Origin of the sequence: Paenibacillus tepidiphilus, from assembly GCF_008635795.1 — a bacterium.
Classification (GTDB): domain Bacteria; phylum Bacillota; class Bacilli; order Paenibacillales; family Paenibacillaceae; genus Paenibacillus_AQ; species Paenibacillus_AQ tepidiphilus.
The window spans coordinates 89,167-101,293 of record NZ_VWRQ01000010.1; the positions used below are offsets into that span (position 1 = coordinate 89,167).

Below are 12,127 nucleotides of genomic sequence, written 5' to 3' on the forward strand. Positions count from 1 at the left end.
CTTAACTGCCAATGGAGGGAATAACATGTTCAATTATGCCCAAAATCAGGAGCCGCTGCCGCCGCGCACGCCGGACCGTTCCAAATGGACCGAATCGTTCTACCGCAGGTCAATGGAGCTGCCCGATGAGCTGCTGATCGGGGCTATCGACAGCCATGTGCACGCCGGTCCTGTCCTGAATTCCAATCCAGGGCACCTCGATCCGCTGCAGGTCGCCCAGGAAGCCGCGGCTGCCGGCATGAAAAGCATCGTCTATTATGATGTGTTCGGCTGGGCCTCGGGTATGGCCTGGGTTGTAAACCGTCATGTGCCGGGCATTCACACCTACGGAGGTTATCTGATGAACTCCTGCCACGGCGGCATGAATCCGCGTTCGGTGCGGACGGCGCTGCACCTGGAGGAGGGCTGCCGCTTCATCAGCTTCGGCTCACACTGTACCCGGCACTCTGCCGAGCGGGAGTCAACGCTGATTGACGGGAAGCTGGTGCCGTTCAAGGATGCCTTTCCGAAGTTCGCCGAGAAGGAGCTGCCTGTGGCGACCTTCATCCCGCTGGAAGGTCCGGTGCCGGAGGAACTGGACGAGATTCTGACCATGGTGGCCGAGCATCCGGAGGTCTATCTGAACACCGGGCATGTCTCGGTGCCGGAAGCGCTGCGCCTGCTCGATCTGGCTGAGCAGTATGGCATAGCCAAGGTGCTGATTGCCCATCCTGTGCGTGGCCAGATGACCGTCGAGCAGCAGAAGTCGGCTGCGGCACGCGGCGCGTTCCTCGAAGCCTGCCTTGTGGACTGGCTGTATCCCGATGTGCCCCGGACACACTATTACGTGGAGAAGGACTATATGGACATGGGGGCGGAGCTCGGCCGGTTCTCGAATGCGACCCAGTGGATGCGGACCATCCGCGAGGTCGGGATCGACCAGTTCGTACTGGGCACCGATTACGGCATCCGGGCGGCGCCGTCGCCGGTTCAGGGCATGCGGACGATGATTGCCTCCCTGCTGGATTACCAGTTCGCTCCGGACGATATCTACAAAATGGTTGCCACCAACCCGGCCCGGCTGATCGGCATAGACTAACAATTCGCGGGCGGGTTAGCTTATCGGCACTTAAGCTTGATAGAGGAGGGATGGCATGGCAGCTGCGTCACCGTATGATTTGGTTGTATCCGGCGGGTATATCGTTACGGAGACCGCCGTGGAACGCAAGGATCTGGGGATTGTGAACGGAACGGTGGTGGACATAGCCGCCGGGATTGATCCGGCCGGCGCCGAGGTGCTTGATGCCACCGGTCTGACGGTAATGCCGGGCGTGATCGATGCGCATGTGCATTTCAATGAGCCGGGACTGGGCTCGTGGGAAGGGTTCCGGACCGGCTCGGCGGCTCTGGCTGCCGGAGGCGGAACCTGCTTTCTGGATATGCCGCTCAACGGCATTCCCCCTACGGTTACTGCTGAGGCGCTCCGGCTGAAGAGAGACTGCGCGGCGGGTTCGGCCTATACCGATTACGGCTTCTGGGGCGGGCTGATGCCGGGCCATCTGCAGGAGCTGCCGCTGCTCGCCGAGGCGGGGGTCATCGGGTTCAAAGCCTTTATGTCCTCCCCGGGGGACGATCACAAGGATGCGTTCCGCCGGTCGGACGACGACACGCTCCGTGAAGGAATGCGCATCATTGCCGAGACGGGCAAGGTGCTCGCGCTTCATGCCGAGCATGAGCCAGCCGTCTCCCGGCTCACCCGGGAGGCTCTCCGCCGGGGGGAGACCGGCGCAGAAGCCTACACCGCCTCGCGTCCGGTTGGGGCGGAAGTGGAGGCGGTGGAGACGGCGCTTCGCCTTGCCGCAGAGAGCGGCTGCCGGCTGCATTTCGTACACATCAGCAGCGCCGCTGCTGCGGGGCGCATCCGCGAGGCGCGGAGAGCGGGGCTGGATGTTACGCTGGAGACCTGCCCGCATTATCTGTGCCTGACCGACAAGGACCTGGCGGCCATGGGCGCAGTGGCTAAATGCGCCCCTCCGCTGCGGGGAGCCGGGGAGCAGGCGATGCTCTGGAGCATTTTGCGGGAGGGATGGTTCGATCTGCTGGCCTCGGATCATTCGCCCTGTCCCCCGGAGCTCAAGGCAGGTCCGGACCTGTTCACTGCCTGGGGCGGCATCTCGGGCGTGCAAAGCACCCTGGAGCTGATGCTGGATGAGGGGCATTTGAAACGGGGGATTCCGCTGCCGCAGCTGGCGCGGCTGCTGTCCGGAGCCCCCGCCGAACGCTTCGGGCTTGCGCCTGCCAAGGGCAGCATTGCGCCGGGCTGCGACGCCGATCTCGCACTGGTTGACCTTGGAGCCGGCTATACGCTCCAGACATCCGATCTCTATCAGCGGCATCCGAACTCGCCGTATGTTGGACGTACCTTCGGCTGCAGAGTGGAGAAGACGCTGCTGCGGGGCCGTGTCGTCTATAGCCGCGGCGAAGGGCTTCTTCATCATCCGGCCGGATTGGAATGCTCGCCCGTCTATCCGGGAGCGGTCAATATCAGAATGTAGCTGCGGTGCCACTACCGATCTACCGCTACCGATCTCGTGCTTCCGATCTACCTCTACCCGTGCGGCTTCATTCCAAGGAGGGATAACGATGATAACGGCATCAGCCGGCAGATTGTCCGCCGTACAAGAAGACTTCCTGTTGTTCGTCCAAGGAATCTCCCGCGAGCAGATGCGGCAATACGTCGACCGCTATCTCGGCGGCCTGCTGGCGGGAGACGCCTGCGATCCGGAGCTGCTGCTTACGCTGGAGACCTTCGTATCCTGCAGCGGCCAGATGAATGAAATGTCCGCAAGGCTGTATATTCACCGCAACACGGCAGCGTATCGCCTGGAGAAGCTGGAGCGGCTGCTCGGCATGCCGCTCCGGGAAGCCGAGAACCTGCTGCTGCTGAGCCTGGTCTTCCTGTTTCGCAGGCTGCTGGAGCCGGGGGAGACGGCTCTAGGTGAGCGGCCGCAGGGAAGCGTGAAGCCGGGGGCAGCCCGGCGATAAGGCACCGTAAGCCCGCCATTCAGATCTCAGCTCTGGATGGCGGGCTTGATTTGTTTAGACCGAAGCCCCTATATAATATTGTTCCTTGACTGTGCCCCAAGGGCATGGGCTATGCTCTTCTTGAGGTGATGAAATGCGCGTTACGATTGGACAATTCGCACAATTACACCGGGTCTCCAAGAAGACGCTAAGGCATTATAAAGAAATCGGTCTCCTGGTCCCGGCAGAGACGGATTCCGGTAACGGCTATTCATTCTATAAAGAGGCGCAGCATGAGCGGATGCGGCACATCCTGTATCTGCGCAGGCTGCGCTTTTCCCTGGAGGATATCAGGGTAATGCTCGATGCCGGCGCGGAGCAATGGATTGAGCCTGTCCAGATGCAGCTTGCCGCACTGCAGGCTGAAAAGCAGCTGCTGCATGAGATCAGAAGCGAACTGCATGCGCTGCAGGCGCGAGTCGGAGCTGGGCAGGAGCCCTATGTTCCCATATCGGCATCGGTTCCGCCTGCCATAGTCTACCGCGCGGATACCTTCGAGCTTAGGCAGCCTCTGTTCGTTGTCGGCCGGGCAGCGCGTGTGCCGTATGCCAAGCAAGCGGAGAAGCAGCGGCTAATCGACGAGCTCATCGGCAATTTCTTCGGCAACGAAGAGGCCGGCTTGATTGCCAATCCTGCCGTTCCGGCGGTAAATCTCGGTCTGGTATGTGAATGTGAAGCGGATTTGAGCTCAGGCACCTACTTGATGGGTGTGCAGGTGAGGGCTCCCGGCGAAATTCCCGAGGGCATGCGCGGCTATACGCTCCCGGCGGGCTTATATGCGAGGGTGAGCTTTCGGGCCGGGGACCGGGAGACCCTCACGGGAGCTGCGCTTGAAGGGGCGTACGGCTATTTGTACGACGAATGGCTGCCGCAATCACCGTATGCTCCGGCAGAGACGCTGACGGCCGAGATATACCGGGAGGAGCGGATGGAGCTTCCCGTCAATCCGGAGATGGAACTGTGGCATCTGCTGCAGCGCGGGTGAAACGCTAATCGTGACCATTTGCATATCAGGAGGAACAAAAGATGCTGAGAGCCAGTACGTTGACCAGTGAACGCCTGGACTACCAACCCTTGCGGCGGGAAGATCTGGAGACCTATGTGCGCCTGCGCAATGAAGCTTCTTACCGGCAGTGGTTCTATTTCCAGGACCCGCCGACCCTGGAGTCAGCCGCACGGGAAATCGAGGAGATGCAGGAGAAGAGCAGGCGGGAAATCCATCTGCTCCGTGAAGCTTTTGACTCCGGGGTGTATTTGAAAGAGACAGGAGAACTGATCGGTACGGTATCGCTGAACAAATTTCATGGACCGGAAGAAGAGCTGGAGCATGTGGAGATCGGATACGGCATAGGCGAAGCTTATCAATGCAGGGGATATGCTACCGAAGCGGCAATTGCGGCAGTACGCTGGGGGCTGATGAGGCTGCGCGAGCTTGGAGCAGAGCCTATCCTTACCGGCAGTGCGGAGCATGAGAACCGGGCTTCCCGGAGGGTCCTCGAGAAATCCGGATTTACCTTTGTATGCGCCAAGCAATATGTAAGTATGTACCAAGTTATCGGATAGAAGCGGTTCGGATAGGGAGGCGGTCCCCATGCGGGGACCGCTTGCCCGATTACTGCACGAACACTGCAAATTTCTGCAGCTCCGCCGGAACGGCGGTGCTGCCCAGTATGGCTTCCACGGCGTTCCAGGCTTCGCTGAAGTCGGTTCCGCTGTAACAGGTGCGCTGGCGCACCGGACCGGACATCGACATATCGAAGACGATAAATTCCCCCGCCTCCTCAGCGACTCTGAAGCTGACCACGCGGGTTTGTTTTTGTAAACGAAGCTCTTGCATAGGTGTCCCTCCTCGCGGCTTAAGGCCCGGGATGAACCTGCGGCGAACAGATGGTTTCTATTAATAGTATAATAGTGGAGCTTACCCACAGGTTCCTGGCCTTTTGGAGCAGTATACCGCGTGGCTGGCGGGGGGCGCTATGAGACGGGTCATGCTGTTTATCTTCATTTTTACGTGTTCCGCATCTGCCTAAAAGCGTTTGACTTCTCAAAGCGACTCCACCTATAATGGAGGGAGCGGTTTTGTGCGGGAGGTTGGATTGTCCTTGCTGAAAGGACAGAATTCCGTTTTTCGCATACGGTGCGGGAAGTTGTGAAGGGGGGAGACAGGTGGAAGCCCGGATAGACAAAATCAAGCAGCAGCTGCAATCCCAAGGGTATAAGCTGACGCCCCAGCGCGAAGCAACCTTGCGGGTATTGCTGGAGAACGAAGAGGATCATTTAAGCGCCGAAGATGTATTTATGCTTGTAAAAGAAAAGGCCCCCGAGATTGGTCTCGCCACGGTGTACCGGACCTTGGAACTGCTTAGCGAGCTGCATGTTGTGGAGAAAATCAACTTCGGCGACGGCGTTGCCCGTTATGATCTGCGGACGGATACCGCGAAGCATCATCATCATCATTTGATCTGCGTACAATGCGGCACTATGGATGAGATCCGTGAGGATTGGCTCGGGCCGCTCGAAGAGCGTCTGGAGCAGGAATTTAATTTTACGGTGCTGGATCACAGACTGGATTTTCACGGCATATGCCACCGTTGCAAGGATAAGAACAGCGCGGAAGGCCAGTCGCCGGAATAAGCGCACTATTTATAGGATAACCGCACTAACTCTCCCCGGCCGTATGCCGGAGGGAGTTTTTTAACGGATCAGAAAGCATAGATGACCGGCTGCCGTCCTGAGAAGGGCGGCACAGCTTTTTTCTGTACCAGATACGCTGCTTAAGTCTCATACATATCTGATTTCCCCTGGGCATATCGTGTAGGACGGGTCACATGCTGCAGAAGCGCTGCTTGTACACCTATATGATAAACGGGGAGGTCCTGCCTTGATTATTTCTGTTCCCAAAACGGTGCGCCGGCTGTATTTCATGACATTGATGGTTGCCGTCAGCTGCCTGGTTTACTATGTTCTGAGCTGGATCGGCCTTTGGCTGAATCCTTCAGGTCCGGGTGAAATCCCGGAAGGGACGGCGGTCCGGGCGTTTCAGAATGGTTACACCGCAGAGGATAAGCTGAGTCCGGGCGAACGCCTGCGGCTCTATTACTGGCTCGGCGAATAGTGCAGCGGCCCAAAAAGCAGGAAGCTGCCGTTAGTCTGTCGAAATGAAGCTATGACGGATGGCTGCCTGGGCACTGCCGGGCGATCTGCCGAAAGCCTGCGTTTGTTAAGCCCGTATGCTGCAAAGGAGTAGGTAGCCTGAGGAAGACGGGAGCGTGAACAAATGACTGAACAGATAAAATCACAATTGCAGCCGTTTATGCAGTACTTGTCCAGTGATAAAGGCTTGTCCTCCAGCACACTGGAGTCTTACGGCCGTGATGTATCGCAATTCCTTGATTTTGCCGGAGAGAAGGGGCTGTGTGCTCCGGAGGATATCAGGCGGGCACATATCCAGTTGTATCTGGGAGAGCTGCGGAAAGCAGGCAGGGCTGCAGCCACGGTTAACCGGACAACGGTGTCGCTGCGCGCTTTTTTTCATTATATGCTGAGAGAGCGTGTAATCGCCCAAGACCCGACGCTGGATATGGAAGCGATCAAGCCGAGCAAGAAGCCGCCGATGGTGCTGAGCATCGAGGATATCGAGCGGCTGCTTGCCGCTCCGGATGTAACGACCCCGCCGGGCAACCGCGACAAAGCGATGCTTGAGCTGCTGTATGCCACCGGTATCCGGGTGTCTGAGCTGATCTCGCTGGATATCGGGGATGTGCAGACCGGACTGAAATTTGCCCGCTGCAGCGGAGCGTCCGGCAAAGAACGGGTCGTGCCGATCGGCAATATCGCGGCGGAGTGTGTCGCCGGTTATCTCGCAGGCATGCGGGATAAGCTGCTGCGGGGCCATGCGGACGAGCCGGCGCTGTTCCTGAACAGTCTCGGGGGACGCCTGACGCGTCAGGGCTTCTGGAAGATCATCAAGAAGTATGCACGGGAAGCCGGTATTGCGGAGGATATAACGCCGCATACGCTCCGGCATTCCTTCGCGGCGCATCTGCTGGAGGGCGGTGCCGATCTGCGTTCTGTTCAGCAGATGCTGGGCCATGCCGATATTTCCACGACACAGGTATACAGCGGCATTGCCCGGCGCAACATGAAGGAAGTCTATGAGAATTTCCATCCGCGCGCCAGGTAACCGGCCGTGAAAGATGCTTTTCAAGATGATTATGGGTATGATGGAAATATGGAAGGGATATCCCCTTTGAACATGAGCATATACAGGATGAAGGAGTGAGAGGGATAATGTCCTCATTTAAACGAATCGGATTTATAGTGCTTGACAGCGTGGGTATCGGTGAAGCCCCCGATGCAGAAAGCTTCGGAGACAAGGGCTCCCATACGCTGGGCCATATTCTGGAGCGCGTTCCGGGTCTTCAGCTGCCGAATCTGCAGCGGCTGGGTCTGGCCAATATTGCTCCGCTGCCTCCGCTGCAGCCGGTGGACGAGCCTGCCGCCTATTATGGCAAAATGCAGGAGGTCTCCGTCGGCAAGGACACGATGACCGGACACTGGGAGCTGATGGGCCTGAAGATTGAGACCCCGTTCAATGTCTATCCGGACGGCTTCCCGGCTGAACTGATTGCGAAGTTCGAGGAAGCTACCGGGCGCAAGGTCATCGGCAACAAGCCGGCTTCCGGCACGGAGATTCTGGTGGAATACGGTGAAGAGCAGATGAAGACCGGAGCCTGGATCGTCTACACTTCTGCGGACAGCGTGTTCCAGCTTGCGGCCCATGAGGAAGTCATCCCGCTGGAGGAGCTGTACCGGGCCTGCCATATCGCCCGCGAGCTGACCATGGCGCCGGAGTTCTCCGTCGGCCGGGTCATTGCCCGACCGTATGTCGGACAGCCCGGCCATTTCACCCGGACGCCGAACCGTCATGATTATGCAGTGAAGCCGCCGCAGCCGACGGTGATGAACGCGCTGGAGGATGCAGGCAAAGACGTCATCGCTGTCGGCAAAATCAACGACATCTTTACCGGCGAAGGCGTTACCGCCAGTTATCCCACAAAGAGCAACGAGCATGGCATTGAAGTCACGATTGCCGAGCTGCGCAAGCCGTTTGAAGGGCTGCTGTTCACCAATCTCGTCGATTTCGATTCCCTGTACGGGCACCGCCGCGATCCGGAAGGCTACGGACGGGCGCTGGAAGTCTTCGATCAGGCGCTGCCGGAGCTGATCTCCACGCTTGGCGAGGACGATCTGCTGATTATTTCCGCAGATCACGGCAACGACCCGATTCACAGCGGAACCGACCATACCCGCGAATATGTGCCCCTCCTGGTATACAGTCCGCGGTTTAAGCAGACGGGTAACCTTGGCATCCGGGCAACCTTCTCCGATGTGGCAGCGACGATCGCTGATAATTTCGGCGCCAAGGCTCCGCAGTACGGAACGAGCTTCTTGTCAGAGCTTCAATAAATTAGCGGCAAAATAGAGGAGGCCTATCAAAGTGAGCATTGTAACACAGAAGAATATTCAGGAAGCTGCTGTATATATCAAGGATAAATGTACCGTTGCCCCGGAAATCGGACTGATTCTCGGTTCCGGTCTGGGCGTACTGGCCGATCTGATCACCGATGCGGTGGTGATCCCTTATCATGAAATCCCCCATTTTCCCGTGTCTACGGTCGAAGGACATGAAGGCGAACTGCTGATCGGCCTGATTGAAGGACGCCGTGTAGTGATGATGAAGGGCCGCTTCCATATGTACGAAGGGTATGGCCCGGAAACGACGGCCTTCCCTGTGCGTGTAATGAAGGAGCTTGGCGTAACCAGCCTGCTGGTTACCAATGCTGCAGGCGGAGTGAACACGGACTTCACACCCGGCGATCTGATGCTGATTACTGACCATCTCAATCTGACCGGACGCAATCCGCTGATCGGACCGAACGACAATGCGCTCGGCGTCCGCTTCCCGGATATGTCCACCGCTTACAGCCCGCGCCTGATTGCGGCAGCGAAGGAAGCGGCAGCGGAGCAGAATTACACCTTCAAGGAAGGCGTTTACGCCGGACTTCTGGGACCAACCTATGAGACACCTGCTGAAATCGTCATGCTGCGCCGCCAGGGCGCCGATGCGGTAGGCATGTCCACGGTCTCGGAGACGATTGTGGCCCGCCATTCCGGCATCGAAGTGCTGGGCATTTCCTGCATCACCAATATGGCGGCAGGTATTCTTGATCAGCCGCTGAACCATGCCGAGGTGATGGAGACGGCGGAGCGGGTGCGCGAGCATTTCCTCAAGCTGGTGCTTGGGTTCATTCCGAAGATGTAAGCAGCGCATTAGAACCGCAATCCAATTAATGAATACGGGAGGAACCATCCATGACTCAAACAACTATCCCTTACGGCACGCAGGTCAAAGAAGCGGCTGAATATATCAAGAGCAAGCTGGGGGCATACTCCCCCGTGATCGGTCTGATTCTCGGCTCCGGTCTGGGAGATCTCGGCGACCAGATTGAAGATGCTATATATCTGCCTTATGAAGAAATCCCCCATTTTCCGCGTTCCACAGTGGAAGGCCATGCCGGCCGGTTCGTGATCGGCAAGCTGGAGGGCAAGGATGTCATTATAATGCAGGGCCGCTTCCACTACTATGAAGGGTACGAGATGCGCAAGGTCGTGCTGCCGGTCTATGTAATGGCCAAGCTGGGCGTGGGCACGCTCGTCATTACCAATGCCGGCGGCGGTATGAACAAGGCGTTCAAGGCCGGCGACCTGATGCTCATTACAGACCATCTCAACATGACCGGCGACAATCCGCTGATCGGACCGAATGATCCGGAGCTGGGTGTGCGCTTCCCTGACATGTCCGCCGCTTATGACCGCGAGTACATCTCGCTGGCCAAGCAGCTGGCGGAAGGAGTCAAGGGTGTGGACGGCGAGAGCCTGGTGCTGCAGGAAGGCGTATACGCCGGAATCAGCGGTCCGACTTATGAGACACCGGCCGAACTGAAAATGCTGGCTTACCTCGGCGGGGACGCGGTGGGCATGTCCACCGTACCGGAGGTCATTGTTGCCAGCCACAGCAGATTGCGGGTGCTGGGCATTACCTGTATCACCGACATGGCGATTGGCGAAGAGCTGGAGCCGCTCACCCATGAGCAGGTGGTGAAGGTCGCCAATCTGACAAAGCCGAAATTCATCGGATTGGTCCGTTCCTTCGTGCGTGAGGTGCAGATCTAATGCGTGCGGTGGATCTGATCCAGAAGAAGCGGGACGGCGGCGAGCTGAGCCGTGAGGAGATCGCTTTTCTGATTCAGGGATACAGCAGAGGCGAAATACCGGATTACCAAATTGCGGCTTGGGCGATGGCCGTCTACTTCCAGGGGATGAATGCGCGGGAGACCGGCGATCTCACCCTGGAAATGGCGATGTCCGGCGACCAGGTTGATCTCAGTCCTATCGCCGGGGTCAAAGTGGACAAGCATTCCACCGGCGGCGTGGGCGATAAGACGACGGTTGTACTGGCTCCGCTAGTGGCTTCCGCCGGCGTTCCGGTCGCCAAAATGTCCGGGCGCGGGCTGGGCCACACCGGCGGCACGCTCGACAAGCTGGAGTCGATCAGCGGCTTCTCGGTGGAGATGAGCCGCGAGCAATTCTTCGCCCAGGTCGGAGAGATCGGCGCGGCAGTCATCGGCCAGTCGGGCAATATCACGCCTGCCGACAAGAAGCTGTACGCGCTGCGCGATGTAACGGCAACCGTGGAGTCGATTCCGCTGATTGCCAGCTCGGTCATGAGCAAGAAGATTGCCGCCGGTGCGGACGCCATCGTGCTGGACGTCAAGACCGGCAGCGGCGCGTTCATGAAGACGCTGGATGACTCTATAGCACTAGCGCAGGCCATGGTTGATATCGGCACGCATCTGGGCCGCAACACCGTGGCGGTCATCAGCGATATGGACCAGCCGCTGGGCTACGGCATCGGCAACGCGCTGGAGATCAAGGAAGGCATCGAGATTCTGCGGGACGGCGGTCCGAAGGACCTGCGCGAGGTCTGCCTGTTCCTGGGCAGCCAAATGCTGGTGCTGGGCGGCAAGGCGCAGGATGAAGCGGAGGCCCGCGCCATCCTGGAGGGCCATTTGGCCGACGGCAGCGCGCTGGAGAAGTTCAAGCAAATCGTAGCTGCGCAGGGCGGAGATGTGACACAGGTGGAAGCGCCGGATACGCTTCCTGCGGCGAAGACCTTGATCGAGGTGAAGGCGGAGGCATCCGGCTACATTGAGAGCATTCAGGCCGAAGCCGTCGGCATAGCCGCCATGCTGCTCGGAGCAGGCCGGGAGACGAAGGAATCGCAGATCGACCTCGCCGTCGGGATTCACCTGGCGAAGAAGGTCGGCGATGCCGTCGCCGCCGGCGATACGCTGGCCGTGCTGCATGTGAATGCGGCAAGCGGGGAGAAGGTGCGGGAAGCGCAGGACAAGGTGCGGGAAGCGTACCTCGTCAGCGCTCAGCCGGTACCGCCGCAGCCGCTCGTGTTCGCACTGGTCACTAAGGACGGGGTTACCCGTTATTAGTGGGCAGTGACCTGGGATCAGGGCAGGGTACAGGTACAGGGGCGTTAAAGACTCAGATGACCCTATCGTTACTGTGCAGCCCAGTATATGCCCACTTTGCCTGTCATAGGGGTGTACGTTACACGGCTAAATCCGGACGAAATAATGGCGTCTCAGTCCGTTAGCGGTGAGGACCGCGTGAAACTTATCATGGTATAGAAGAAGGGGCTCCCAAGCCATCAATGGTTGCTTGGGGCCCCTTTGTTATGTGCGCTGGAGACGGTCGAAGGGCGAAGACTCAGACGGTTGAAGCATTGAGGCAAGCAGCGCCTCGAAAACAATAATGCCATGAAACCTCAATAAAATGAGGCTAGTACCTTGACCGCATCAAATTGTTGTAGCTATGCACCATTATTTGCGAGTAAGGCTGGCGACGTCGGCACCTACATCTCCTTCTCGTGAACAGGCCGACCAACAGCAACAGCACAGTCCGGCTAATCCATCCTATTGTAGGCGAA

General features: G+C 58.4%; 13 protein-coding genes. 12 read left to right on the forward strand and 1 reads right to left on the reverse strand.

All coding sequences use genetic code 11. The annotated features are described in order from the left end of the window. Positions 1-25: 25 nt before the first annotated feature. The 5 genes from F1379_RS14460 (at position 26) to F1379_RS14480 (ending at position 4,626) form a co-directional block, all read left to right on the forward strand. A complete protein-coding gene (locus F1379_RS14460; protein ID WP_150270862.1) occupies positions 26-1,078 on the forward strand; it encodes a DUF6282 family protein in 1,053 nt (350 codons plus the stop codon). A 55-nt stretch (positions 1,079-1,133) separates the two neighbouring features. Next, on the forward strand, positions 1,134-2,534 hold the full coding sequence (allB, locus tag F1379_RS14465; RefSeq protein WP_150270864.1) for an allantoinase AllB: 1,401 nt from the start codon (positions 1,134-1,136) through the stop codon (positions 2,532-2,534). Between the two features lie 88 nt (positions 2,535-2,622). Further along, a complete protein-coding gene (locus F1379_RS29765; protein ID WP_162551166.1) occupies positions 2,623-3,024 on the forward strand; it encodes a PucR family transcriptional regulator in 402 nt (133 codons plus the stop codon). Between the two features lie 133 nt (positions 3,025-3,157). Next, a complete protein-coding gene (locus tag F1379_RS14475) occupies positions 3,158-4,048 on the forward strand; it encodes a MerR family transcriptional regulator (RefSeq protein WP_150270868.1) in 891 nt (296 codons plus the stop codon). A gap of 41 nt (positions 4,049-4,089) precedes the next feature. Next, positions 4,090-4,626 carry a GNAT family N-acetyltransferase gene (locus tag F1379_RS14480; RefSeq protein ID WP_150270870.1) on the forward strand — a complete coding sequence of 179 codons (537 nt, stop codon included), beginning with the start codon at positions 4,090-4,092 and terminating at the stop codon, positions 4,624-4,626. Positions 4,627-4,675: 49 nt separating this feature from the next. On the opposite strand, the gene F1379_RS14485 is transcribed toward F1379_RS14480, so the two are convergent. Then, positions 4,676-4,900 carry a hypothetical protein gene (locus tag F1379_RS14485; RefSeq protein WP_150270872.1) on the reverse strand — a complete coding sequence of 75 codons (225 nt, stop codon included), beginning with the start codon at positions 4,898-4,900 and terminating at the stop codon, positions 4,676-4,678. A gap of 329 nt (positions 4,901-5,229) precedes the next feature. On the opposite strand from F1379_RS14485, the gene fur reads away from it, so the two are divergent. From fur to F1379_RS14520, 7 genes are all read left to right on the forward strand, one after another. Beyond that, on the forward strand, positions 5,230-5,697 hold the full coding sequence (fur, locus tag F1379_RS14490) for a ferric iron uptake transcriptional regulator (RefSeq protein WP_150270874.1): 468 nt from the start codon (positions 5,230-5,232) through the stop codon (positions 5,695-5,697). 247 nt (positions 5,698-5,944) lie between these two features. Further along, complete coding sequence (locus tag F1379_RS14495; protein WP_150270876.1) at positions 5,945-6,178, forward strand: DUF4227 family protein; 234 nt, start codon at positions 5,945-5,947, stop codon at positions 6,176-6,178. A 174-nt stretch (positions 6,179-6,352) separates the two neighbouring features. Then, positions 6,353-7,246 (forward strand): site-specific tyrosine recombinase XerD, encoded by an 894-nt coding sequence (gene xerD / locus F1379_RS14500; protein WP_150271118.1) that lies wholly within the window; start codon positions 6,353-6,355, stop codon positions 7,244-7,246. Positions 7,247-7,353: 107 nt separating this feature from the next. After that, positions 7,354-8,532, forward strand: coding sequence for a phosphopentomutase (gene deoB, locus F1379_RS14505; protein WP_150270878.1), 1,179 nt, complete (start codon positions 7,354-7,356; stop codon positions 8,530-8,532). Positions 8,533-8,563: 31 nt separating this feature from the next. Continuing rightward, positions 8,564-9,388, forward strand: coding sequence for a purine-nucleoside phosphorylase (locus F1379_RS14510; RefSeq protein ID WP_150270880.1), 825 nt, complete (start codon positions 8,564-8,566; stop codon positions 9,386-9,388). 50 nt (positions 9,389-9,438) lie between these two features. Next, entirely contained in the window at positions 9,439-10,299 is an 861-nt protein-coding gene (locus tag F1379_RS14515) for a purine-nucleoside phosphorylase (protein WP_150270883.1), read from the forward strand. Continuing rightward, the gene (locus tag F1379_RS14520; protein ID WP_150270885.1) at positions 10,299-11,630 is read left to right on the forward strand and encodes a pyrimidine-nucleoside phosphorylase; all 1,332 of its coding nucleotides are present in this window, start codon (positions 10,299-10,301) and stop codon (positions 11,628-11,630) included. Before F1379_RS14515 ends, F1379_RS14520 begins: the two co-directional genes overlap by 1 nt. Positions 11,631-12,127: the final 497 nt, after the last annotated feature.